20 protein-coding genes are annotated in these 22,673 nt (G+C 64.6%); 10 read left to right on the top strand and 10 right to left on the bottom strand.

Annotation, left to right across the window (positions count from 1 at the left end; genetic code table 11):
- Window positions 1–20 precede the first annotated feature (20 nt).
- From phnF to ACVNHC_RS04870, 3 genes are all read right to left on the bottom strand, one after another.
- Window positions 21–761 (bottom strand): phosphonate metabolism transcriptional regulator PhnF, encoded by a 741-nt coding sequence (phnF, locus tag ACVNHC_RS04880; RefSeq protein WP_050471595.1) that lies wholly within the window; start codon window positions 759–761, stop codon window positions 21–23.
- Window positions 762–950: 189 nt separating this feature from the next.
- Complete coding sequence (locus tag ACVNHC_RS04875) at window positions 951–2,078, bottom strand: AbrB family transcriptional regulator (protein ID WP_208982570.1); 1,128 nt, start codon at window positions 2,076–2,078, stop codon at window positions 951–953.
- Between the two features lie 182 nt (window positions 2,079–2,260).
- Entirely contained in the window at window positions 2,261–3,283 is a 1,023-nt protein-coding gene (locus tag ACVNHC_RS04870) for a zinc-dependent alcohol dehydrogenase (protein ID WP_457166589.1), read from the bottom strand.
- A gap of 214 nt (window positions 3,284–3,497) precedes the next feature.
- Here ACVNHC_RS04870 and ACVNHC_RS04865 point away from each other — a divergent pair, with 214 nt between their 5' ends.
- Window positions 3,498–5,303 (top strand): adenine deaminase, encoded by a 1,806-nt coding sequence (locus ACVNHC_RS04865; protein WP_457166588.1) that lies wholly within the window; start codon window positions 3,498–3,500, stop codon window positions 5,301–5,303.
- Between the two features lie 268 nt (window positions 5,304–5,571).
- On the opposite strand, the gene ACVNHC_RS04860 is transcribed toward ACVNHC_RS04865, so the two are convergent.
- The 5 genes from ACVNHC_RS04860 to ACVNHC_RS04840 all read right to left on the bottom strand — a co-directional run bounded on the left by ACVNHC_RS04860 (window position 5,572) and on the right by ACVNHC_RS04840 (window position 11,261).
- On the bottom strand, window positions 5,572–6,600 hold the full coding sequence (locus ACVNHC_RS04860) for an ABC transporter ATP-binding protein (protein ID WP_247653330.1): 1,029 nt from the start codon (window positions 6,598–6,600) through the stop codon (window positions 5,572–5,574).
- Complete coding sequence (locus tag ACVNHC_RS04855) at window positions 6,597–7,661, bottom strand: ABC transporter ATP-binding protein (protein ID WP_457166587.1); 1,065 nt, start codon at window positions 7,659–7,661, stop codon at window positions 6,597–6,599. The genes ACVNHC_RS04860 and ACVNHC_RS04855 overlap by 4 nt, the downstream gene beginning before the upstream one ends.
- A gap of 11 nt (window positions 7,662–7,672) precedes the next feature.
- A complete protein-coding gene (locus ACVNHC_RS04850) occupies window positions 7,673–8,572 on the bottom strand; it encodes an ABC transporter permease (protein ID WP_457166586.1) in 900 nt (299 codons plus the stop codon).
- A gap of 3 nt (window positions 8,573–8,575) precedes the next feature.
- Window positions 8,576–9,529, bottom strand: a complete 954-nt coding sequence (locus ACVNHC_RS04845; protein ID WP_058899919.1) for an ABC transporter permease — start codon at window positions 9,527–9,529, stop codon at window positions 8,576–8,578.
- Between the two features lie 121 nt (window positions 9,530–9,650).
- On the bottom strand, window positions 9,651–11,261 hold the full coding sequence (locus tag ACVNHC_RS04840) for an ABC transporter substrate-binding protein (RefSeq protein ID WP_457166585.1): 1,611 nt from the start codon (window positions 11,259–11,261) through the stop codon (window positions 9,651–9,653).
- A 199-nt stretch (window positions 11,262–11,460) separates the two neighbouring features.
- On the opposite strand from ACVNHC_RS04840, the gene ACVNHC_RS04835 reads away from it, so the two are divergent.
- From ACVNHC_RS04835 to ACVNHC_RS04825, 3 genes are read left to right on the top strand one after another with little or no spacing between them, the layout of a single operon-like run.
- Window positions 11,461–12,195, top strand: a complete 735-nt coding sequence (locus ACVNHC_RS04835; RefSeq protein ID WP_058899917.1) for a FadR/GntR family transcriptional regulator — start codon at window positions 11,461–11,463, stop codon at window positions 12,193–12,195.
- Between the two features lie 13 nt (window positions 12,196–12,208).
- Window positions 12,209–13,381: an amidase gene (locus ACVNHC_RS04830; protein WP_457166584.1), complete on the top strand. Its 1,173-nt coding sequence runs from the start codon at window positions 12,209–12,211 to the stop codon at window positions 13,379–13,381.
- Between the two features lie 10 nt (window positions 13,382–13,391).
- A complete protein-coding gene (locus tag ACVNHC_RS04825) occupies window positions 13,392–14,051 on the top strand; it encodes an aspartate/glutamate racemase family protein (RefSeq protein WP_457166583.1) in 660 nt (219 codons plus the stop codon).
- 1 nt (window position 14,052) lies between these two features.
- Here the strand turns inward: ACVNHC_RS04825 and ACVNHC_RS04820 are convergent, their stop codons facing one another.
- Window positions 14,053–15,036: a zinc-binding alcohol dehydrogenase family protein gene (locus ACVNHC_RS04820; RefSeq protein WP_457166908.1), complete on the bottom strand. Its 984-nt coding sequence runs from the start codon at window positions 15,034–15,036 to the stop codon at window positions 14,053–14,055.
- Window positions 15,037–15,207: 171 nt separating this feature from the next.
- Between ACVNHC_RS04820 and ACVNHC_RS04815 the strand changes: the two genes are divergently transcribed.
- The 5 genes from ACVNHC_RS04815 to ACVNHC_RS04795 all read left to right on the top strand — a co-directional run bounded on the left by ACVNHC_RS04815 (window position 15,208) and on the right by ACVNHC_RS04795 (window position 19,761).
- Window positions 15,208–16,080 (top strand): GntR family transcriptional regulator, encoded by an 873-nt coding sequence (locus tag ACVNHC_RS04815; protein ID WP_457166582.1) that lies wholly within the window; start codon window positions 15,208–15,210, stop codon window positions 16,078–16,080.
- A gap of 122 nt (window positions 16,081–16,202) precedes the next feature.
- On the top strand, window positions 16,203–16,892 hold the full coding sequence (locus ACVNHC_RS04810; protein WP_457166581.1) for a FadR/GntR family transcriptional regulator: 690 nt from the start codon (window positions 16,203–16,205) through the stop codon (window positions 16,890–16,892).
- Between the two features lie 24 nt (window positions 16,893–16,916).
- The gene (locus ACVNHC_RS04805) at window positions 16,917–17,891 is read left to right on the top strand and encodes a C4-dicarboxylate TRAP transporter substrate-binding protein (RefSeq protein ID WP_050471582.1); all 975 of its coding nucleotides are present in this window, start codon (window positions 16,917–16,919) and stop codon (window positions 17,889–17,891) included.
- Between the two features lie 58 nt (window positions 17,892–17,949).
- Entirely contained in the window at window positions 17,950–18,432 is a 483-nt protein-coding gene (locus tag ACVNHC_RS04800; protein WP_457166580.1) for a TRAP transporter small permease, read from the top strand.
- 57 nt (window positions 18,433–18,489) lie between these two features.
- Window positions 18,490–19,761, top strand: a complete 1,272-nt coding sequence (locus ACVNHC_RS04795; protein WP_457166579.1) for a TRAP transporter large permease — start codon at window positions 18,490–18,492, stop codon at window positions 19,759–19,761.
- Window positions 19,762–19,842: 81 nt separating this feature from the next.
- Here the strand turns inward: ACVNHC_RS04795 and ACVNHC_RS04790 are convergent, their stop codons facing one another.
- Entirely contained in the window at window positions 19,843–21,660 is a 1,818-nt protein-coding gene (locus tag ACVNHC_RS04790; protein WP_457166578.1) for a tetratricopeptide repeat protein, read from the bottom strand.
- Between the two features lie 485 nt (window positions 21,661–22,145).
- Here ACVNHC_RS04790 and ACVNHC_RS04785 point away from each other — a divergent pair, with 485 nt between their 5' ends.
- Entirely contained in the window at window positions 22,146–22,673 is a 528-nt protein-coding gene (locus ACVNHC_RS04785) for a MarR family winged helix-turn-helix transcriptional regulator (RefSeq protein WP_058899909.1), read from the top strand.

Here is a 22,673-nt window from a genome sequence, read left to right as displayed (position 1 = left end):
TGCCAGCGTTTATGGCAGTGTCAGTCATCCTGGTCCGGGCTCCCGGTTTCGGGTGGAAGATCGAAGGTGAATTGCACGCGGTTGGCGGCCCAGATGGCCTGCGAGTAACCGATGGGCCGTCCGGTCAGATCCACATCGGTCTTGGTCACGGCCAGAACCGGCTGATCCGGGTGCTGCTTCAACAGGCGCGCTTCTTCGGCCGTCGGGCGGCGGGCGTAGATGGTGGTGCGCTTGCGCAGATAGTCCGTGATGCCATGGGCGCGGTAGACATCCGTCACGGATTGCCCGGCGCGGCGCTGCCCGGCCATATCGGGGAAAAGCGCCTGCGAATGATAGACAACACCAAGACTGAGCGGCACGCCATCGGCAAGGCCAAGGCGCATCATACGGTGGACCGGCGTGCCTGCCGGCAGTTCAAGGGCTTCGGCAACCCGGCGCGGCGCAGGGATCACGTCATCGGAGACCTGTTCGCCTGCGGGCGTGACGCCCTGGCTCAGGAGGTTCTGGCGGAAACGGGTCCGGTGGCCGATCTGGTAGTTGATGAGCGGTGCGCTCTCGACGAAGGTCCCGCGTCCCTGCTCAACCCGCAGCTTGCCTTCAACGGCCAGCGCAGCGATGGCGCGGCGCACGGAATGGCGGCCTGCTCCAAATTCGGCACAGAGTTCCGGTTCGGTCGGCAGTTGCGCTCCCGGCGCGAGGCTGCCAGACAGAATATCAGCAGCAAGCCGGTCCCGGATCGATTGCCACGTTTCACGCGCCATCAAGGCCTCCAATTCATTCGAATGAATTGCGTGATAGCTGCTTTAGGTGACAGGGCCGTGACGCGGAGGCTTTTGGGCCGCCAATTTTTACCCAGCCCGTTTTGCCGTCAGGAACCGGCTTGCTGCGTCCGCATTCCGGTGTCTGGCCGGCCCTCCTCAATTCAGGCCCGGACCGCCAGGCAGAAGGGATCAGTCCCGAGGCTTGATGCGGCCGGGCGGGCGGCGGTCGATGAGGGAGAGAACCAGCGGCGCGAAGGAAATCAGCAGCACGATGCGGGTGATGTGGTGGCTGGCCACATAGGCGACTTCTGCCTTCATGGCGAGGGCGATGAGGCTCATCTCGGTGAGGCCGCCGGGCGCATAGGCCAGCACGATCTGCGAGGTGGTCTGGCCGATGAAGGCGCCGAAAACGAGCGCAAACAGCAAGGTCACCAGCAGGGTCATCAAGGTGGCGCCGAAGCTGAGGGAGACGGCGTGGATCACCTCGCGCCGCCCGGCTCCCAGAAACCGGCAGCCCATGATGGTGCCCATCAGCACCTGACAGGCGATCACCAGTCCCTGCGGCGGGGCGCTGGTGGTGATGCCGGTGACATGGACGGCGGCACTCAGCAGCATGGGGCCGACGAGGGTGGCAGCAGGCAGGCGCAGTTTCAGTGCCACGAAGGCGCCGATGACGCCGCAGGCCGCGAGGATGGCAAGGTCCTGCCAGGACGGGCTGCCGCCCTTGGTGATGGCTGTGCCCACGTTCTGGCCCTCGATGATGCGGAACCAGAAGGAAATAAGGCTGATGGTGACGACGATGCGGGCCGCATGCGCCAGAATGATCTTGCGCTCGTCGCCGCCCAGATCCTTGCCGAGGCTGACCATTTCCATCAGCCCGCCCGGCATGCCGGAGCAGAAGGCGGTGATGCGGTCAAAGCCGCCCACCTTCATGTAGAAGGGAACGGCCAGCACGCCGGAGACAACGAGATAAAGCGCCAGCAGGCCAAGCGAGATGGCCCAGTCGCCGAGCTGTCCCATGAGGGCGGGCGAAAAGCCGGAGCCGAGCAGCACGCCGATGACCGCCACAAGAGCAGGGCGGATGCGGTTCGGCGGCAGGATCGGTGCGCCAAAGATCGATGCCACCATGGTGAAGAGCATGGAGCCCAGCATCCACGGCAGCGGCATATGGGCCAGCCAGAACAGGATGCCGCCCGCAGCCCCGAGCAGCGCGCCAAAGGCAATGCGGCGCAGCACGTCCGGCGTCAGGGCGCGCGCATTTTCTGTGCCGGAGGCTTCCGGGCCTGTCTGTTCAGGGGCAGGGTCTGGTCGGGACACGGGGGTGCTGCGGGTCGGGGAACGTCACGGCGGAGGCGCACCGCAGCCTCGCTTCTGAAAAGAAACCCTCCGGCCCCGGTGCACGCGGGACTATAGGCAGCTTGTTGCCGTGAGACAACCCGGTTGCCTGTCCTTCATGCACCGGCCCCGCGGCCGGAGGGATCTCCTGAAGGTTGGGGTCTTCAGGAAATGTCCATGACAATGCGGCCGTCGATCTGTCCGGCGCGCATCTTGTCAAAGATCGCATTGATGTTGTCGAGCTTGTCCATGGCGTAATGCGCCTTCACCTTGCCGTCGGCAGCAAAGGCGAGGGATTCGGCAAGGTCATTGCGCGTGCCGACGATGGAGCCGCGAATGGTCTTGCGGTTGAGCACCGTGTCGAAGATCGGCAGCGGGAAATCGCCGGGGGGCAGGCCGCACAGGGCCATGGTGCCGCGCCGGGCCAGCATGCCGAAGCCTTGCGCAAAGGACTTGGTGGAGACGGCAGTGACGAGCACGCCTTCCGCGCCGCCCAGCTTCTGTACCTCGGCCACTGGATCGGTGGTCAGTGCGTTGATCGTCAGATCGGCGCCAAGGCTGCTGGCGAGCTTCAGCTTGTCGTCGCTGATATCGACGGCAATCACCTTCATGCCCATGGCCCGGGCATATTGCACGGCCATGTGGCCAAGGCCGCCGACACCGACGATGACCACGGTTTCGCCGGGCTTTGTCTCGGTTTCCTTCAGGCCCTTGTAGACCGTGACACCGGCACAGAGCACGGGCGCTGCGGGGGCAAATTCGAGGCCGTCGGGCAGGTGGCCCACATAGTCCGGATCGGCCAGCACATATTCGGCAAAGCCGCCGTTGACGCTGTAGCCGGTGTTGTGCTGGTCGTGGCACAGGGTTTCCCAGCCGCCCATGCAATGCTTGCAATGGCCGCAGGCCGAATGCAGCCAGGGCACGCCCACCCGGTCGCCTTCCTTGACGCCCTTGACGCCGGAGCCGACCTCGCAGATGTAGCCGACGCCTTCATGGCCCGGAATGAACGGGGGATTGGGCTTCACCGGCCAGTCGCCTTCGGCGGCATGAAGATCAGTGTGGCAGACGCCGCTCGCCATCATCTTGACGACGATCTTGCCCGCCGTTGCTTCCGGCTTCTGCACCTCGCTGATGTCGAGCGGGGCTCCGAAAGCCCTGACGACGGCTGCTTTCATCTTTGCAGACATGTGCTGTCTCCTTCCGTCCAGCAGGAAATGGCTGCACCGCGCGGAAACAGGAGTTCCCGGGCAGCGGCTTGCCAAGAAGGTGCCAGCGATGAGGCGGTATCATCCTTGCGCCAGATCAATTGCCGGTTGTTTCTTGGGCCGGTCTGTGGCTTGACAGCCGGGGCGCCGCACCGAACCATGGCGCAACAGTCAGTTCTTTCAGGAGTTTGCCGCCATGAGCCAGTCCACCTTCAAATCCTGGGCCGAAACGGCTCCGAAGCTCGTGGCGGTGGCGGCGGGGCGGGCGCCTGCGGATCTCGTCATCCGGGGCGGGCGGCTCGTCAACGTGCAGAGCCGGGAAATCCTCGACGGCTGGCAGGTGGCGGTCAGCGAGGGCCGTTTTGCCTATGTGGGCCCTGATGCCTCGCACTGCATCGGCGAAGGCACGAAGGTGGTGGAAGCGGACGGGCGCTTCCTTCTTCCCGGGCTGCTCGATGGCCACATGCATGTGGAGAGCGGCATGCTGACCCCGGCGGAGTTCGCCGCCGCTGTCATTCCCCATGGCACCACGACGATCTTTCACGACCCGCACGAGATCGCGAATGTGCTGGGGCTGGCGGGCGTGAAGATGATGCATGACGAATCGCTGCTCCAGCCCATCAACATGTTCACGCAGATGCCCTCCTGCGCGCCGTCGGCTCCGGGGTTGGAGACGACGGGCTTCGAGATTTCCGCCGAAGACGTGGCGGAGGCCATGAGCTGGCCCGGCATCATCGGCCTTGGCGAGATGATGAACTATCCGGGCGTCATCAACGGCGACCCGCAGATGCTGGCGGAAATGGCCGCGACCATGGCCGCCGGAAAGACGGTTGGCGGCCATTATGCCAGCCCCGACCGGGGCATTCCCTTCCACGCCTATGTGGCGGGCGGCGCGGCGGATGATCATGAGGGCACGGCGGAATCCGATGCCATAGCCCGCGTTCGTCAGGGCATGCGCTCCATGATGAGGCTGGGCTCGGCCTGGTACGACGTGGAAAGCCAGATCACGGCGGTGACGCAGAAGGGGCTCGATCCGCGCAACTTCATCCTGTGCACCGATGACTGCCACTCCGGGACCTTGGTCAATGATGGCCACATGAACCGGGTGGTGCGCCATGCGATCGCCTGCGGCTGCGATCCGGTGATCGCGCTGCAGATGGCCACGATCAACACGGCCTCCCACTTCGGCCTGGAGCGGGAGCTTGGCTCCATCGCGCCGGGCCGGCGGGCGGATGTGATCCTCACCTCCAGTCTTACCGATCTGCCCATCGAGGATGTCTATGCCCGCGGCGTTCTGGTGGCGCAGGGGGGCAAGCTGCTGGCGGAGTGCCCGCATTATGACTGGCCGCAAAGCGCCCGCGAGACCGTGCGGCTCGGCAAGGTGCTGGAGGCTGCCGATTTCGCCATTCCCGCGCCTGCCGGAGCTATTGCGGTGAAGGCCCGCGTCATCGGTGTCGTCGAAAATCAGGCCCCCACCAAGGCCCTGACGGCGGAGCTTCCCGTCTCCGGCGGGCTGGTGGAAGCGGAAGGCGAAGTCTGCCAGATCGCGCTGGTGGAGCGCCACCGTGCCACGGGCAAGGTGGTCAACGGCTTTGTTTCCGGCTTTGGCTACACGGGAGACATGGCGATTGCCTCGACCGTTGCTCATGACAGCCATCACATGATCGTCGTCGGCACCAGCCGGCAGATGATGGCAAAGGCGGCCAACCGTCTGGGCGAGGTAGGCGGCGGTGTCACCGTCTGGAAGGACGGCAAGGAACTGGCGCTGGTGGAACTGCCCATCGCCGGGCTCATGTCTGACTGCCCCGCCGTGGATGTTGCTGCGAAGGCGGCGGCGATGGTGGAGGCCATGGCGGCCTGCGGTTGCACCCTCAACAACGCCTACATGCAGCACTCGCTGCTGGCGCTTGTCGTGATCCCCGAACTGCGCATTTCCGATCTCGGGCTCGTTGATGTCATCCGTTTTGAAATGACCGATCTGATCATGGAGAACGCGCAGTAGCAGCTGGAAGCCCAACCGCGCCGCATACTCAGGCGTCGCCCCGGACGGAGCGGAGCGCAGATCCGGGGTCTACTCGCTTCCAGAGAGGTGCGGATAAAACGCAAGGCAGAGGCTGACACCGTCCCGCTGCCGCTCGACTTCAAACGCGGCAGCTCTCCACGAGCGAGTGGGCCCCGGCTCGAAGGCTGGGGCGACGCCTGAGAGGGGCGCAATGCCTTGCCTCTCCGACAGGTCCCCGCACACGGCGGGGACGGCTCGGGAGGAGGGCTCAAGCTGCCACGTTTGCCGCCTGCGGGTGGAAGCAGGCGGAGACGTGGGTGGGTAGGCCATTGGCCGGGACAAGCTCCGGCTTCTGCGCCCGGCAGATGTCGGTTGCAAAAGCACAGCGCGGGGCGAAGGAGCAGGAGACGGGTTTCGTCTCCAGCGCGGGCGGGGAGCCGGGAATGGCGTCAAGCCGCTGGCCCTTGACCACATCATGCAGGTTTGCCGCCAGAAGGCCGCGCGTGTAGGGATGCTGCGGGTTGCGGATGATCTCGCGCGCCGGGCCCATCTCCACGATATTGCCCGCATACATGACCGCGATCCGGTCCGACACCTCGATGGCAACGCCGATGTCATGGGTGACGAAAATGACGCCCATGCCGAATTCCTTCTGCAATTCGCGCAGCAGCAGCAGGATCTGGATCTGCACGGTGGCATCAAGGGCGGTGGTCGGCTCGTCGGCCAGCAGCAGCTTCGGGCGGCAGGCGAGGGCGAGGGCGATCATGGCGCGCTGGCGCATGCCGCCGGACATTTCATGCGGATAGTTCTTCAGCCGCCGCTCGGGCGAGGGAATGCGCACGCGGGTGAGCATGTCCAGCGCCACATCCATGGCGGCCAGTTTGCTCACGCCCTTGTGGCGCATCACGGTTTCGGCGATCTGGTCGCCGATGGTGAAGACCGGATCGAGCGCCAGCGCCGGTTCCTGGAACACCATGGAGACTTCGCTGCCCCGGAAGGCGGAAAGGGCTGCGCCCTGCAGCTTCATCACGTCGGTGCCATTCACCCGCACGCTGCCTTCGATGTCCGTCCGGCGCGGCGGCAGCAGACGCAGCAGCGTCTTCAGCGTCACGCTCTTGCCGGAGCCGGATTCGCCCAGCAGCCCAAGCGTTTCGCCCTGCTGCAGGGTCAGGCTGACGCCGTTGATGGCATGGACCGTACGCTCACCCTTGAAGCGGACGGTGAGATTGTCGAATTCCATCAGGGGGGCGGCGGTGGTCATTGTGCCAGTCGCTGTGCCGGTCACTGTGCTCGTCATTCTGCGGCCTCCTTCACGGCAAGGCTGTGGCCGGAGGCGGGCTCCAGCATGTGGCAGGCGGCCATGTGGTCTTCCGCGCCAGGAAGGGCGGCAAGGGCAGGTTTGGCCGCAGCGCAGACGCCTTCGGCAAAGCGGCAGCGGGTGTGGAAACGGCAGCCGGTGGGCGGGTTGATCGGGTTGGGCGGATCGCCTGCAAGCGGCGGTTCCATGGTGCGGTTGTCCGGGTCCATGGAGGGCATGGCGGCAAAGAGCGAGGCGGTATAGGGGTGGGCCTGCCGCTCGTAGATGCTCTCTGCAGGTCCGATTTCCACCACTTCGCCCAGATACATCACCATCACCCGGTCGGAAATGTAGCGCACCACATTCAGATCATGGGAAATGAAAACATAGGTGAGGCCCAGCTCTGCCTTGAGGTCGTTGAGCAGGTTCAGCACCTGCGCTTCCACCGACTTGTCGAGGGCGGAGACGGCCTCGTCGAGGATCACGAGGCGCGGGGCCATGGCCAGTGCCCGGGCTATGTTGATGCGCTGACGCTGGCCGCCGGAGAGTTCGTGCGGGTAGCGGTGGGCAAAGCGGGCAGGATCAAGCCCCACCTTTTCCATCAGGCTGCGGGCGCGCCCCTCCGGATCGTCCATGCCATGCAGTTTCGGGCCGAAGGCGATGGAGTCGAGGATGGTGAGGCGCGGGTTGAGCGAGGCGTAGCTGTCCTGAAACACCATCTGCACGCCGCGCCGCAGGTCCTTCAGCGCCAGTTCCGCGCCTAGCGCCTCGCCGTCAAAGACGATCTGCCCGGCATCATGCGGGATGAGTCCGATCAAGAGGCGGGCGGTGGTGGACTTGCCGCAGCCGGACTCGCCGACGATGCCGAGCGTCTCGCCTTTTTTCACATGGAATGAAACGTCATCCACCGCATGCACCGTGCCGGTGCGCCGGTTGAGAAGGCCGGAGCGGATGGGGAAGTGCTTGGTCAAGTTCTGCGCCATCAGCAGGGGCTGGGCCGGGCCACCCCTGTCTTCGGTCTGCGCAAGAGTTTCTGCGTTCAAGGCGTTGGTGGCTGTCATTTGCGTGCTCCTCAGTCCTTGACGTTCATGGCGCTGCGCAGGCCGTCGCTGAGCAGGTTGAGGCAGAGGGAGGTGGCAAAGATCATCAGGCCGGGCAGGGCGGCGACATAGGGGTTCACGTAGATCGCCGTGCGCAGGGTGTTGAGCATCAGGCCCCATTCCGGTTCGGGCGGGCGCACGCCGATGCCGAGGAAGGAGAGGCCGGCGGCGAGGATCATGCACACGCTGGTGAGGCTGGTGGCATAGACGAAGATCGGGCCGATGACGTTGCTGATCACATGGGCGCGGATGATGGTCAGCGCCCCGCCGCCGCTCGCTCTTGCCGCATCGATATAGTCGAGCGAGCGCACGCTGGCGGTGGCGCTTTCGGCAACGCGGGCGATGGGCGGAATGAAGACGATGGTGAGCGACACCAGGCTGTTGACGATGCCCGCGCCCAGCGCGCTGGAAATGGCGATGGCCAGCAGCACGGAGGGAAACGCGAAGAAGACGTCCACGGTGCGCATGATCACCGTGTTGAGCCAGCCGCCCGCATAGCCGGCGATGATGCCTAGCGCCGAGCCGATGAAGAAGGCGAAGACGACCGGCATCAGCCCGACAAACAGGGTGAGGCGGCCGCCGTAGATGAGCCGGGCCAGCATGTCGCGGCCCTGTTCGTCGGTGCCGAGCGGATGACCGTCGAAGCCGATGGGCTTGAGGCGGCGGATCATGCTGGCCTTGTAGGGGTCGGCAAGGCCCAGATACGGGGCGAAGATGGCGGCCAGAATGAGCGTCATCAGGATGACGAGGCAGATGACGGCCAGCCGGTCGCGCAGGAAGCGGCGGGCGACGCCGGACCAGTAACCGGGAGCGGACTGTACAACGGGTGCGGCGGTCACGGCTGGAGTGGTGGCAGGGCTTGTCACGGTCATGGCTCAGGCCCTCTTGATGCGCGGGTCGATGGCGGCCTGTGCCACGTCGACGAGGAGGTTCATGGTGACGAAGAACATGGCGAGCACCAGGATCGTGCCCTGCAGCAGCGGCAGATCGCGCTGGAAGATGGCGTTGGACAGGAGAAAGCCGGAGCCGGGCCAGTTGAACACGGTCTCGATCAGGATCGAGCCGCCGAGCAGATAGCCAAGCTGCAGGCCCATGACGGAGAGCGCGGTGGGGGCGGCATTCCACAGCACGTGGCGCAGCACCTCGCGGTGGCGCATGCCCTTGGCATAGAGCGCCTGCACGAAATCCATGGTGAGGATGTCGCCCACCAGCGCCCGCACGGTGCGGGCCACCAGCCCGATGGGCACGACCGCAAGCGTGACCGAGGGCAGGATCAGATATTTCAGGTGCTCAAGGTCCCAGACCCACTCGCCCGAACCGCCTGGCCCTGCGCCCATGGCCGGAAGCCAGCCGAGCTGGACGGAGAAAATGATCACCAGCACGATGCCGAGCCAGTAATTGGGCACGGAGACGCCGGTGATGGCAACGCCCGTCACCAGCCGGTCAAAGGCGGTGCCGCGCCAGTATCCGGCAAGGAAGCCCAGCGTCAGGCCGATGGGAAAGGCAATCAGGCTGGCCATGAAGGCGAGCAGCATGGAGTTCTTGACCGCGCCGAACACCTCCTGCGCCACCGGACGGCCCGTGGCGATGGACTTGCCGAGATCACCGGTCACGACCTTGCCGACCCAGATGCCGTATTGCACGGGCAGGGGCTTGTCGAGCCCGTAGGCCGAGCGCATGGCCGCCTGCTGTTCCTGTGTTGCATCCACGGGCATGATCGCCGTCAGCGGGTCGCCGGGGGCGATATGCACCAGGAGGAAGCAGATCAGGCTGACGCCGATGGCGACCGGCAGCACATAGATCAGACGGCGCAGAAGATAGATGAACATGGGCGGGGGCCGCTCTTCTCGGGAAACCGGTGTCTTTTGCGTCCCGGCTCTTGCGGCCGGGATCGTGGCAAATGCTCGGGAGAGCCTGCCCGGCGGAGAGGTCCCCGCCGGGCAGAAGGCCTCATTCCATCGTGATGGAGGAGAAGTTCAGGTACCAGTTCTGCGGCTGGACGAAGCCCTTCACCTTGCCGGTCATGGCGCGCGGGGCAACGTCATGGGTGACCATCAGGAACAGTGCGTCATTGACGAACTTCTCGTGGGTCCTGCGGATCACCTCATCCTGCTTTTCCGGGTCGAAGGTGGTCTTGATCTGCTTGAACAGGTCTTCCATCTCCGGGTCGCAGTAGTGGCCCCAGTTGGTGCCGTTCGGCGCCACGAGGTCGCAGCTCAGGTGCCGCAGGAAGCCGGTGAACGGGTCCTGGATGAAATAGGTGAAGTTGATCGAATGGGAGCCCTCGACGCTCGGGTCCTTGGCACCGGCGCGCCACAGGTTGATCATCTGGTTCCATTCCACCACCATGAACTCCACCTCGATGCCCACTTCCGCGAGGCTCTGCTGGATGTATTCGTTCATGGGCAGCGGCAGCATCTGGCCGGAGCCGGAGGGCGAGATCAGCGCCTTCACCTTCAGCGGCTTGTCCGGGCCGTAACCGGCTTCCGCCAGCAGGCGCTTGGCCTCTTCCGGGTCATACTTCACATCGAAGGTGGGCTTGCCGAACCACTGGTTGGACGGCGGCACGAAGCCCTTGGCCGGGATCATCAGCCCGCCCAGCAATTCGGACAGGCCATCGCGGTCGATGGCAAGGTTTGCGGCCTTGCGCACGTTGATGTCGTTCCAGGGCGAGCCTTCGGCGCGCGACAGGTGCCAGGTCCAGTTGTGCGGGAAGGCATTGGAGGTGATCGTCATGCCCTGTGCCTTGATGGCCGGGATCGTGTCCGGGGCAGGCGCCTCGATCCAGTCCACCTGACCGGAGAGGAGCGCCGCGGTGCGGGCATTCGGCTCGGGCAGGGGCACCAGCACCATCTTGTCGAGTTTCGGGATGCGGGCTTCGTCCCAGTAACCGGTGTTGGGCACCAGTTCTGCACGCTCGCGCGGGACGAAGCTGGCAAGCTTCCACGGGCCGGTGCCGGACGGCTCCTTGGCAACTTCTTCCCAGTTCTTGCCCTTGGCTTCCCAGTTGGCCTTGGAGCTCATGAAGATCCAGGCGAGCTGATAGGGCAGGGTCGCATCGGGAGCCTTGGTGACGACTTCCAGCGTGTAGTCATCGATGGCGCGGTAGGTGTCGACAGCAGGAATGCGCGACTTGCCCTGTGCGGCCTGACGCGGGTCATACTGTTCCGCATCGGTCTTCAGCAGCTTGTCGAGGTTCCACACCACGTCATGGGCGGTGAAGTCCGAGCCGTCATGGAACTTCACGCCTTCGCGGATCTTGAAAGTCCACTTCTTGGTGTCGGCCGGATCGGCGCTCCATTCGGTGGCAAGGCCCGGCGTCAGGACGGAAGGCTTGTCGGCGCTCGAAAGATCCCATTCGACCAGCGAATTGTAGACCGTGTAGCCGATGAAGCGCATGCCTTCGCCGCCCTGATCGACCTGGCCGGTGGTGAGAGGGATATCCGACGCGGTCATGCCGATGCGCAGCGTGCCTGCTGCCAAAGCATGCATTGACGTGCCGGCAAGGGCGGCAAGCGAAAGAGCGGCAAGTGCTGCGCTTCGGAATGTCTTCAACGCCATCAATGTCTTCCTTCTCTGAGAGGTGTAATCTGTTTTTTATTGAATGACTTTTCATGACTTGCGGAGCTTGCAGGATCTGAAAGTCATTTGAATTTTTGACTTGAAGGTCAGGTTTTCGTGCGCTACCAAATCCTTCTGGTCTGACCAGATGAGCGTATGAACAGCGCATTTTTGATGCAAGGCGAAGATTTAGGCAGACATGACCGCTCTTTCACCACATGACGCAGACGGCACACTGGCGCTGCCGGAGGAGGACGCGTCCGCCTCGGTTCCGGCGCGCGTGGCCCGGGCGATCCAGGCGATGATTGCGGATGAAGGGCTGGAAGAGGGCGATGCCCTGCCGTCCCAGCGCGATCTTGCCGGCATTCTGGGCGCATCGCGGCCATCGGTGCGCGAGGCGATTTCCATGCTCGAAGCGCTGGGGCTGGTGCGGGTGGAGCAGCGGCGCGGGCTTTTTGTTGCGGGCGCATCCGGCCTGCAGCCGGCCGATCTGTGGTCGCATGGCAGAGGCTATTCGCTTGAAGAGACCTATCAATTCCGCATGGCGATGGAGCCGCAGGTGCTGCGCCTGGCCATGCCTGCGCTCACCGGTGATGTGAAATGGCGGCTGTGGCGCTCGGTCGAGGCGCTGATGGCGGCGGCCCGCACCGGCCGCAGTGTCGAGGCGGCGGCGCAGGACACCCTGTTCCATGATCTGATCGTCGAGGCTTGCGGCAACCGCATCTTCCAGTCCATGCACCGGTTGATGGCGCGGGAGTTCCAGAGCAGCCAGTGGGTGCCCATGGTGCGTATGGAAAGCATGGTGGAAACCGCAGCCGAGCATCTGGCCATCATGGAGGCGGTGGACCGGCTGGACGGGGATGCCGCCTGCCGCGCCATGGCTGCCCACATTCAGGGCGCCGCCCGGCGCGCCGGAATAGACCTGACCTCGTGAGGAAGATGATTTCATGATCAATGATACGGCTGAATCCTTCATCGAGGTTCTGGAGACGCCGCTGGTGGCGGGCCAAGGCGCGCTGAACGGCCTCACCTTCGCCGCCAAGGACAATTACGCCTTCGCGGGCCGCGTTGCTGGTAACGGGAGCCCTGCCTGGAAGGCGAGCCATGCGCCGGACACTGTGACGGCGCCATCGCTGCAAACGGTGCTGAATGCGGGGGCGGCGCTCGCCGGATTCACGAAAATGGATGAGCTTGCCTACAGCATGATCGGCAGCAATGCCCATACGGGCACGCCGCTGAACAGCGCTGCGCCGCTGCGGGTGCCGGGCGGCTCGTCGTCCGGGTCGGCCTCTGCGGTGGCCGCAGGCCTCGTGGACTTTGCCCTTGGCAGCGACACGGGCGGCTCGGTGCGCATTCCTGCGTCCTTCTGCGGGCTCTACGGCTTGCGTCCCGGCCATGGCCGCATTGACGGCACGGGGCTGAAACCGCTCGCCCCCAGCTTCGATGTGCCGGGCTGGTTTGCCCGGGAGATGGATCTGATGCTGCGGATCAGCGCGGTCTTCGGCCTTGAGGCGGATAATGCAACAGCCCCGGTGCGGCTGTGGATGCCGGACACCATCTGGGGCGGGATGGATGCTGCAATGCGCAGCGCGCTCGCGCCGGGTATTGCCCGGGCTGAAAGCCTGCTGGGGTCTGCGCTCACCCATGCCATCCCGCTCTATGGGGAGATCGACTGGTTCGAGACTTTCCGCCTGCATCAGGCTTATGAGGCCTGGGGCGCGCTGGGGGACTGGATCGAGGCAGAACAGCCGGACTTCGGCCCCGGCGTCGGCGAGCGGCTGGCGGCGGCCAAGGCCGTTTCGGAAGAAACGTTTGCCAAGGTCTCACAGGACCGGTCTGCCATCCGCGCGGCCATGGATGAGGCGCTTTCCGGCGGCGTGATCCTGCTGCTGCCAACGGCTCCCGGCCCAGCGCCTTTGCGCGATGCCAGCCAATCCGATCTGGAGCTTTACCGCAGGGCCACCATGCCCATCACCTGCATTGCCGGTCTCAGTGGCCTGCCGGAGTTGACAATTCCCGGTGCCAGCGTGGACGGCGCGCCCGTCGGCCTGTCTCTGGTGGCGGCAAGGGGCGGGGAGGAGATGATCCTCGACTTTACCCGCCGCATGTCTGCCGCATAAGGAGGCTGGCATGAAGCCGCGCGTCGCGCTGATCAACCCCAACACCACCGTGGCGACGACGCTGGCCATGGTGCGGCTTGCGGCAGAAGCGGTGCCGGAGATTGAATTTCTGCCCGTGACCGTTGCGAAAGGCCCGCCGGTGATCACGGAGCCAAAGGCTCTGGCGGAAGCGGCGGCGCATGTGGCGGCGCTGGCGGATCATCTGCCGGAGGGGATTTCCGGCGTCATCACGGCAGCCTTCGGCGATCCGGGGCTGGAGGCGTTGCGTGCAGCGCTCGCCGTGCCCGTCACCGGCATTGCCGAAGCGGGCATGCTGGCAGCGGCTGAGGGCGGGCGGCGGTTCTGCGTGGTGACGACGACACCGGATCTGGCCGCCCCGATCAAGGCGCGGGCGCAGGCCTATGGCCTTGGAGACAATCTCACCTCCGTGCGGTTGACGGCGGGCGATGTGCATCAGGTGATGGCGGATCCGGCACGGCTGGAAGCGGCGCTGGCAGAGGCCATTCATCTGGCCATTTCGGAAGATGCAGCCGAGGCCATTGTCATCGGCGGCGGGCCGCTGGCCGTTGCGGCACGGGCTCTGGCGGGGCAGTTTTCCGTGCCCATCATCGAGCCGGTGCCGGAAGCGGCGCGCCGGATCGCAAGGCTGATCCGGCGCAGCGGTTTGTGATTCAGACTTTGATGATGGCCTTGATCAGCGTGCCACGGTCCTCTGCCCAGAGCGGCAGGTTGGTCACGGCATCCTCGAAGCTCGTCTCGTGAGTCGCCAGCACATCCACCGGCACCTCGCCGCTGCGGATCTTGGCAATCACGTGCTCGAAGTCTTCCTTCAGCGCATTGCGGCTGGCGAAGAGCGTCGTCTCGCGCTTGTGGAACTCGGGGTCGGCAAAGACCAGATCGCCCTTGACCACGGACAGCAGCACATAGGCGCCGCCATGAGCGACATGGGCAAGACCTGCATTCATGGCCTTGATGTTGCCGGTGGCATCGAAGACCACGTCATAGGCACCCGGGGTTTCCTCGCCCACCAGTTCATAGCGGGCGGAGGGGAGGGCCTTGCGGGCAAGATCCAGCCGCGACTGTGACGTGTCGCGCAGGGTGACGTCCGCGCCCTCAATGGCGGCAAAGGTCGCAGCGCCAAGGCCGATGGGGCCAGCGCCGACGATGAGCGCACTCATGCCGCGCTTGACGCCGCCCCGGCGTACGCCATGGGCGCCGATGGCCAGAAACTCGACCATGGCCGCAGCCTTTGGCGACAGGCCTTCCGCCGGATAGAGATTGCCCTCTGGCACCACGATTTCCTCGCACATGCCGCCGTCCGTGTGGACGCCCAGCACCGCGATGGCCTCGCAGCAGTTGGGCTTGCCGATGGTGCAGGCGTGGCACTTGCCGCAGGTGATGTAGGGGTTCACCACGACGAGATCGCCCTTGGCAATCCGGCCATCGGAAGAGGCTTCCTCCGCCGTGCCGGAAAGCTCGTGGCCCATGACGCGCGGATAGGCGAGGAAGGGCTGATGACCGCCATAGATGTGGTAATCCGTGCCGCAGATGCCGATATGGCCGATCTTTACCCGCACGTGGCCGGGCTTTGCCTCGGGGCGCGGACGCTGGGCTTGTTCGAACTTGCCAGGCTCGGCACACACAAGGGTCTTCATCAGGGACATGGGACAGTTTCCGGGTTTCTTGAAATGCGCGTTTGGATCGCTTACGGTTTTTTATTGAAAAAGATCCGTTTTCGTCAAACTGAATCCGGTTGATCCCGGTTGAAAACCAGAGGCCTGTCCGTGGCGCGCAACCGCAACCTCTTCAAACTGCATGTGAATTTGATGCTGGATCGCTTGCAGCAAATGGCGCCCGGCGAACGGCTGGGCTCGGAAGCAGAGCTGGCCGAGGCTCTCAGCGTGAGCCGGACCACCGTCCGCGCCGTGCTGGCGCATCTGGCCGGGGCCGGGATTCTCGACTGGGAGGGGCGCGAAAAGGTCCTGCGCCGCCTGCCGGAAGCGGCCGACTGGTTCGAGGAATCAGAAACCCTGTCCCATCAGGCGCATGTGGAGAGCCAGTTTCTGGATTGGGTGCTGCGCGGCGATCCGCGGCCCAACACGGTGCTGAGCGAGGCGGGGCTTGCCCGCCGCTTCGGGGTCAATGTGGCCTCCGTCCGCGAATTCCTGATCCGTTTCGAGCCCTTTGGCCTGATCGAAAAGCAGCCGAACCGTCATTGGGTGCTGAAGGGCTTCACCCGTGGTTTTGCCGAGGAAATGTTCACCGTGCGCGAGATGTTCGAGCGCAAGGCGCTGGCCGGCATGATGAGCGTCTGCGGACCGGGCGGCGAGCGGGCAGGGGAGCTCCAGGCGCTGTCGCTGGCGCATCAGGCTCTGGCGGCCGGGCCGGATGAGGGGCTCGATGCCTTTCCACAGCTTGATGCAGCTTTCCATCAGCTGCTCTGCGCCTCTTCGGGCAACCGCTTCATCATCGATTTCAGCCGCACCATTTCCATCATCGTGCACTTCCACTACCGCTGGAACAAGCGCGACGAACAGCACCGCAACCGCGCTGCAATTTCTGAGCACGTGGCCATTATCGAGGCGGTTCAGGCAGGCGATGCAGAGCGGGCTGAGGCGGCGCTGGATGCCCATCTGGCCACCGCCCGGCGCACGCTGATGGCCTCGGTGATCTGGCCGGAAGACACCGGTCCGGCGTGAGCGTCCTTGCAGAAATCTCCGGTCAGCTTGTCTGACAAGGCTTGACAACCGGCGTGCGCCGGTGAATTCATAGCGCCGAGTTTGGTCCAACCATAGGACCAAGAGCCAATGGAGGGGAGGCCATGGCGGGACTTTCAGCAGTCGAGGACATTCGCGAGGTTCTGCGCCGGGAGATCGTGGAGCGCATGCAGGTCGGGGATCTGCTGCCGAACGAGCGGGATCTGGCCGAACGCTTTGGCGTCGCGCGCAACACGGTGCGCGAGACCATGATCCATCTGGAAGCCTTCGGCCTCATCGAGAAGACGCGGCGCGGCGCCAGGGTGCGCAAGCCGGATTTCGATCCGATCTTCTCCGTCTTTGCCCAGCATTTCGACAATTCCGCCAAGACGCTGGAAGACGTGCTCAACTTCCGCCGCATCGTGGAAACCGGCGCAGCGCCTCTGGCCGCGATTGGCGTGACGGACAGCCATCTCGACCAGATGACCGAGGCCAACGAGCGCATGCGCCGGGCCATGACCGTTTCGGAAGCCGCAGGGCACGACTACGACTTTCACATGGCCATGGTGGAGGCGACGGGCAACACGGTGCTCATCCGCATGTACCGGGTGCTGTCGGTGCCGCTGCGCTTCTACATGGAGGTGGGCAAGTCCCGCTCGGCGCAGACGGTCGAGTCCCATGCCCAGCATCAGGCCATCATCGGCAAGCTGCGCGAGCGGGATGCCGCCGGGCTGACGGCCAGTCTCAACACCCATTTCGACTATTCGGGCGCCGTCTTCGCTGCCCTCGCAAAACAGGCGGGCGATCCCGTCTGAACTCATCCAAGTGGAGGATCTGCAATGAAATTGAAATCGCTTGCGCTTGCCGCGCTCATGGGCGTCGCGGCCATTCTGCCGGTAGCGGCGCAGGAAGTGGTCGTCAAGGTGGCCTATGAGAACAATCCGGGCGAGCCGGTCGACAAGGTGATGCACCGCTGGGCCGACCTCGTGAAGGAAGCGTCCGGCGGCAAGGTGGCGCTGGAGCTGTTCCCGTCCTCGCAGCTGGGGGCGAAGAAGGACGTGATCGAGCAGGCTATGCTGGGCGTGAACGTCGTGACGATTGCCGATGCCGGCTTCCTCACCGACTTCGATCCGGATCTGGGCATTCTGTTCGGGCCGTATCTGGCCGACAATCCGCAGCAGCTGCTGAAGATCTACGAGAGCGACTGGTTCAAGGAAAAGGATGCGGCCTTACGCGCCAAGGGCATCCACATCGTCATTCCGAACTACCTCTATGGCACGCGCCAGCTGCTGGCGACGAAGAAGATCGAAAAGCCGGAAGACCTGAAGGGCCTGAAGATCCGCGTTCCGAACAACCCGATGCAGATCAAGGCCATCGAGCTGATGGGCGCCACCCCGACACCGATGCCGCTGGGCGAAGTCTATCCGGCCCTGACGCAGGGCGTGATCGACGGCGTGGAAAACCCGCTGCCGGTGCTCTACGGCCAGAAGCTGCATGAGCCGGCCAAGGAACTCTCCATGATCGGCTATCTCACCAACACGGCCCTGTGGCTGGGCGGTGAAGAGTTCTTCTCCACCCTCGACCCGCAGGTTCTCGAAATGCTGCACAAGACCGGCTACGAGGCCGGCCTCTACAGCCAGGAGATTGCCGCCGAGGAAGAAGAGCGCATTCTCTCCGAGATGAAGGCGGCCGGCGTCAACGTCACCGAGCCGGACGTGGCGGCCTTCCGTGAGAAGACCATGCCCTTCTACACCCAGTTCCCGGAATGGACGCCGGGCCTCTATGACATGATCCAGGCAGAACTCGCCAAGTGATCCTTCCGGCCGGCCGCTTCCCGCAAGCGGCCGGTCCTCCCTCTTCGCGGAGACTGTCATGTCCCTCATTTTCCGTGCTGCCTCGGCCTTCGGGGCCGTATGCGTGGCCCTGCTTGTGCTGATGACCGTTGCAGCCGTCATCGCGCGCTATCTTCTGGGAACGCCCTTTGCCTGGACCGAAGAGGTCTCGGGCATCCTGATGATCTGGATCGTCATGATCGGCGCCATCGCCTGCGAGGCGAACCGGCAGCATCTGACCATCGATCTTCTGGAAAATGCGCTGAAGGGCCTGCCGCGCCGCCTGCTGGTGTTTGCCGTCAATCTGGCTTCCGTGGGCCTGCTGGCTTTCATGTCCTGGCAGGGCTGGGCGCTGGCAAAGGCAACGGCTTTCAAGAAGACGCAGATCCTCGGCATTTCGTGGTTCTGGCTGGATCTGGCCATTGTCATCGGCGCCGGCGGCACCGCGCTGGTCATGGCCTGGCGTCTCTACCGGCCTGATGCGGCGGCGAACCCGCCCGCCGATCCTGAGCACAAGGCCTGATCTCCCGCCCTCACTTTCCTTCCTGACGGCCACGTATTCGCGTTCAGAAAGACGTCCATGACCTGGTTCATCATCATTGCTCTCATGTTCGCGCTCTTTGCCCTGAACATGCGCATCTATCTTGCCATGTTCGCGGCTGTGGTCGCCTATTTCGTGTTCTTCTCCTCGGTGCCCCTGCAGATCTCCGTGCAGCGGATCATTGCGCCGACGCAGAACCCCTCGCTGCTGGCCATTCCCTTCTTCGTGCTGCTTGGCACGCTTCTGGGCACCACCGGCATTGCCGGGCGGCTGATGAAGCTGGCGGATCTGATGGTCGGGCGGCTCACCGGCGGCCTTGGCCACACCAACGTCATGCTCTCCACCCTGATGGGCGGGATCTCGGCCTCGAACCTTGCTGATGCTGCCATGATGTGCCGCATTCTGGTGCCGGAAATGCGCCGCCAGGGCTACAGCGCCGGTGCGGCCGCGGCCATCACCGCCTGCGGCTCGCTGATCACCCCGATCATTCCGCCCGGCATCGCGCTGATCATCTATGCGCTGGTGGCCGATGTCTCCATCGGCGCCATGTTCACCGCCGGCATCATTCCTGGCCTGCTTTGCGCCGCCCTGCTGATCACGGCCGTGTGGATCAACGCCCGCCGCAAGGGGCTGAAGCCTTCGCGTGAAAGCTGGCCATCAGCCGCCGAAACGAAAACGACGCTCATCGGTGCATGGCCCGCCATCTTCCTCGTGCTGGTCATCGTCGGCGGCATCCGTCTGTCGATCTTCACGCCGACGGAAGCCGGTGCCGTTGCGACGGTCTTCACCCTCGCCATCGGTTTCCTGATCTACCGGGAAATGAAGCTTTCGGATGTGGGCCGCGCCTTTGCCGAAACCGGCCGTCAGACCGCCTCGATCCTGCTGGTCATCATGACCTCGTCCGCCCTTGCCTGGATCTTCTCGGTGGAGCGGGCCGGTGTTGCCATGGCGGAGATCATCACCAGCCTGACGACCGACCCCTGGGTCTTCCTCATTGCCGTCAACGTGCTGCTGCTGGTGCTGGGCATGTTCATCGAGGGCACGGCGCTGATGATCATTCTCGTGCCGCTGCTCAAGCCCGTGGTCATGCAGCTTGGCATCGATCCGGTGCATTTCGGCATCGTCATGATCCTCAACCTCTCCATCGGCACGCTGACGCCGCCTGTCGGAACGGTGCTGCTGATGGTGTGCAACCTGACGGGCGCCAAACTGGTCGAGTTCCTGCGCGACGGCTGGATCTTCCTCGCCACGCTTCTGCTGGCGCTGCTGCTGGTCACCTTCGTGCCGGCCTTCTCGCTGGCGCTGATCTGAAGCTTCGGCTTAAAACAAAGGCCGCCTGCGATGGCTTTGCAGGCGGCCCTTGCTGTTTCAGGACGGCTCCGTGCTCAAACGTCAGGTCTTGCTGCCGTCGAGACGGTTGAGGTCGTTCAGATCATCCTCGCCTGTCCAGCTGTCATCCGGTTCCGGCTCATAGACCAGTTCGCTCTCCGGGACTTCATCTGAGGGGACAAGCGGCTCAGCCGCATCCGGTGCGCCTGCGCTGCCGTCAGCAGTCTCTTCCCCCGCAACATCAGCCGCTTGCCTCTCATCGTCTGAAGGCACGGGCGCCTCGCTGCCGGAAGGATCCGCACTTGCCTCAAGCCGGTCCTCATCGTCAGCCGTGGAGTCCGTCCCGGCCTCTGTCTCCGGCGGGGACACAGGCAAGAGCTCAAGCTCAAGTTCTGGTTCCGCTTCAAACCCGGCATTTGCGGCAGGGAAGGGCAGCTCTGCTTCCTCTTCCGCTGCAGGGATTGAATCCGGACTGTCCGGCCCGTTGCTACTGGTCTCTGCTGAGGCTTCCGCTACCGTTTCACTGGTAGCTTCACTGACAGCTTCACTGGCAGCCGTGGGCTCTGCGGGACTTTCCTCAGGTCCGTTTTCGCCATGGACTGAGCCCGAAGCACTCTCTGCTTCTCCGGCCAAGGCTGTCTCTGCCGGAGGTTCATTTGCCGGCTCATCATTTTCATCAGCCGGCAAAGGACCTTCGTCCGGCTCTGCGCTGGCGGCCATGACGGCGCCTTTCGCCAGTGCCTTCGTTGCGGCAGCGCGGGCCATGGCGGCGGCCTTGTCGGCTTCGGCGGCAGCCGTCAGCGCGGCCATGGCCGCCGTCTTGCTGGCCTTGGCTGCGTGAAGCGCTTCCTCGCTGGCCACCCAGTCGACGGAGGGCATGTCCACCTTGCGGTGGGTTTCGATGACGTGGCGCACCCAGTCGGGTGCCTGCCTTCCATTGGCAACGCTGGTCAGCACCTCGCGGGCCGCCTGCCGCTCGCCCAGCGCGGCAAGGGCCGCGCCCACGGCATTGCCCGCCTCGCGGAAGTCGGGAGCCTCGGTCCAGGCATCATCCGCCTGCCGCAGGGCCATCTTGATGTCACCGGCGCGGCGCGCCAGCGAGCTGAGCTTGACGCGCGCGGCATGATGCTGCGCATCGCGGCCAAGGGCAGCTTCAAAGGCGCGGCGGGCACCGACCAACTCCCCCTGGGCAGCCATCACGTCACCCAGCACCACAAGCGCTTCCACCGGTCCGGCGCCGCCCTGGGCGGCACGCTCGGCCAGTTCCCGCGCTTCATCAAAGCGGTGGCGCTTCAACAGAAGATTGGCAAGGCCAAGGAGAGCCGGCTGGTAATCCGGATCAAACCGCAGGGCATGGCGGTAATTGGCGATGGCGGCGCCGGGGCGCGCATCCTGGGAGCCGGTTTCGGCCAGCAATGACAGCGCGGCCGCACTGTCCGGCAGCACTTCGACCAGCTTTGCCGCGTGAATGGCCGCTTCGTCATAGGCGTCGCGGCGCAGAAGCAGCGTGGCGAGGCCATAAAGCGCGTTCTGGTCCTTGGGGTCGGTCTCCAGCACGGTACGGAAGGAGGCTTCGGCATTGACGAGGTCGCCGGTCATCAGCTGGCAGTTGCCAAGGCTGGCGCGCGCCCGCGTGTTGGCAGGTTCGGCAAAGACGATCTTGCGCAGGTGCGTGGCCGCTTCCTCGAACTGGCCTTCGCGCAGCAGGCGGCGCGCCAGCCGGTGGGCGCTCTCGATGCTGCTGGCGCTGATCGGGCCAAGGCCTGCCGCGTCCCCTTGCGAGCCGGCGGAGGACGTGTTTGCAGGCACAGGTTCCCGTCCACCGGTATCACTGCCGGTGGCTGTTCCTTCCTTCAGCCGGGTGTCCTCCGCATCCGTCATGTCAGACGACCATTTCCGGAGCCTTGACCGGTGCTGCCACCGTCTGGCTCCTGTTTGCTTGCCATTCCTGTTTCTGCCCCCTGACCCCCATGCGTTCCGCATCGAATCAAAAAGCATGAGCTGCCTTCAGTCTAAGCACTCACTCTGAGGCGGTCAAAAGGCGGAACGCGGCCAAGGCGTGCCTGCCCACCCGCATTTGTGATCCCTTGAGCGCCTGCCTGCCTGTCATGGCGCGGCTTTTCCCTGTCCGGCATGAAGAAGACCGCTGCTGCGCGCGTGAAATGCAGCTTGCGCGAATTCTGTGGAGGAGCACGGCGGGCCATGCGGCAAAGCCTTTTCAGATGAACTGAAATTGTTTTAAGCGGGCGGCCTGCAAGCCGTAGAACTGCCTTCGGGGCCTTCTGTGGCTGCATCACCGGCCGCCACACGGATCTCTTCACGGATATTCACAAAGACCGGCGGCCTGCGCCGGAAGGGCACGGAACATGAAACAGTCAGGCGGCAAAGAGCCCAAAGCCAAACCCGCAGCCAGGCCGGCCTCGGCGCAGGCGGCCGGTCAGGTCAGCCTTTTCGACACGGTGCCGGAGACCGGGCTCGACAATTTTCTGCCGCTGAAGATCATTTCGGCTGCCCGGCTGGTGGAACGCCGCCTCGTCAAGGCGCTGCAGAGCCAGCACAGCCTGGCCCTGGCCGAATGGCTCGTTCTGGCGGCACTGATCGAGGCGGGCGAAGGCTCGGTGCGAGATCTTGGGGCGAAGACCGGGCTCGATGCGGTGGCCATCAGCCGCGCTGCCATGCGCCTCACTGACCGGAAGTTCCTGAAGAAGAGCGAAAACCGGCAGGACCGCCGCCTTGTGGTGCTGAAGCCCACCAAAGCCGGGCGCGATCTTGCCGATGAGATCAATGCCCGTCTGGTGCCGCTGGAAGCGGAGATCATGAAAGGCCTCGGCACGCCGGACCGCATCCGCCTTGCCAGCCTTCTGGGCTCTCTGCAGACCAAGGAAAACGCCTGA

It is taken from the genome of Pannonibacter sp. Q-1, assembly GCF_054073275.1.
This window is presented reverse-complemented; position numbering and strand designations above follow the sequence as displayed.

Bases quoted from the DNA above. Each gene is read 5' to 3' on its own strand.
- phnF (WP_050471595.1), bottom strand. From the start codon at position 761: ATGGCGCGTGAAACGTGGCAATCGATCCGGGACCGGCTTGCTGCTGAT.
- ACVNHC_RS04870 (WP_457166589.1), bottom strand. From the start codon at position 3,283: ATGTCTGCAAAGATGAAAGCAGCCGTCGTCAGGGCTTTCGGAGCCCCG.
- ACVNHC_RS04865 (WP_457166588.1), top strand. From the start codon at position 3,498: ATGAGCCAGTCCACCTTCAAATCCTGGGCCGAAACGGCTCCGAAGCTC.
- ACVNHC_RS04860 (WP_247653330.1), bottom strand. From the start codon at position 6,600: ATGACGAGCACAGTGACCGGCACAGCGACTGGCACAATGACCACCGCC.
- ACVNHC_RS04855 (WP_457166587.1), bottom strand. From the start codon at position 7,661: ATGACAGCCACCAACGCCTTGAACGCAGAAACTCTTGCGCAGACCGAA.
- ACVNHC_RS04850 (WP_457166586.1), bottom strand. From the start codon at position 8,572: ATGACCGTGACAAGCCCTGCCACCACTCCAGCCGTGACCGCCGCACCC.
- ACVNHC_RS04845 (WP_058899919.1), bottom strand. From the start codon at position 9,529: ATGTTCATCTATCTTCTGCGCCGTCTGATCTATGTGCTGCCGGTCGCC.
- ACVNHC_RS04840 (WP_457166585.1), bottom strand. From the start codon at position 11,261: ATGGCGTTGAAGACATTCCGAAGCGCAGCACTTGCCGCTCTTTCGCTT.
- ACVNHC_RS04835 (WP_058899917.1), top strand. From the start codon at position 11,461: ATGACCGCTCTTTCACCACATGACGCAGACGGCACACTGGCGCTGCCG.
- ACVNHC_RS04830 (WP_457166584.1), top strand. From the start codon at position 12,209: ATGATCAATGATACGGCTGAATCCTTCATCGAGGTTCTGGAGACGCCG.
- ACVNHC_RS04825 (WP_457166583.1), top strand. From the start codon at position 13,392: ATGAAGCCGCGCGTCGCGCTGATCAACCCCAACACCACCGTGGCGACG.
- ACVNHC_RS04820 (WP_457166908.1), bottom strand. From the start codon at position 15,036: ATGAAGACCCTTGTGTGTGCCGAGCCTGGCAAGTTCGAACAAGCCCAG.
- ACVNHC_RS04815 (WP_457166582.1), top strand. From the start codon at position 15,208: ATGCTGGATCGCTTGCAGCAAATGGCGCCCGGCGAACGGCTGGGCTCG.
- ACVNHC_RS04810 (WP_457166581.1), top strand. From the start codon at position 16,203: ATGGCGGGACTTTCAGCAGTCGAGGACATTCGCGAGGTTCTGCGCCGG.
- ACVNHC_RS04805 (WP_050471582.1), top strand. From the start codon at position 16,917: ATGAAATTGAAATCGCTTGCGCTTGCCGCGCTCATGGGCGTCGCGGCC.
- ACVNHC_RS04800 (WP_457166580.1), top strand. From the start codon at position 17,950: ATGTCCCTCATTTTCCGTGCTGCCTCGGCCTTCGGGGCCGTATGCGTG.
- ACVNHC_RS04795 (WP_457166579.1), top strand. From the start codon at position 18,490: ATGACCTGGTTCATCATCATTGCTCTCATGTTCGCGCTCTTTGCCCTG.
- ACVNHC_RS04790 (WP_457166578.1), bottom strand. From the start codon at position 21,660: ATGACGGATGCGGAGGACACCCGGCTGAAGGAAGGAACAGCCACCGGC.
- ACVNHC_RS04785 (WP_058899909.1), top strand. From the start codon at position 22,146: ATGAAACAGTCAGGCGGCAAAGAGCCCAAAGCCAAACCCGCAGCCAGG.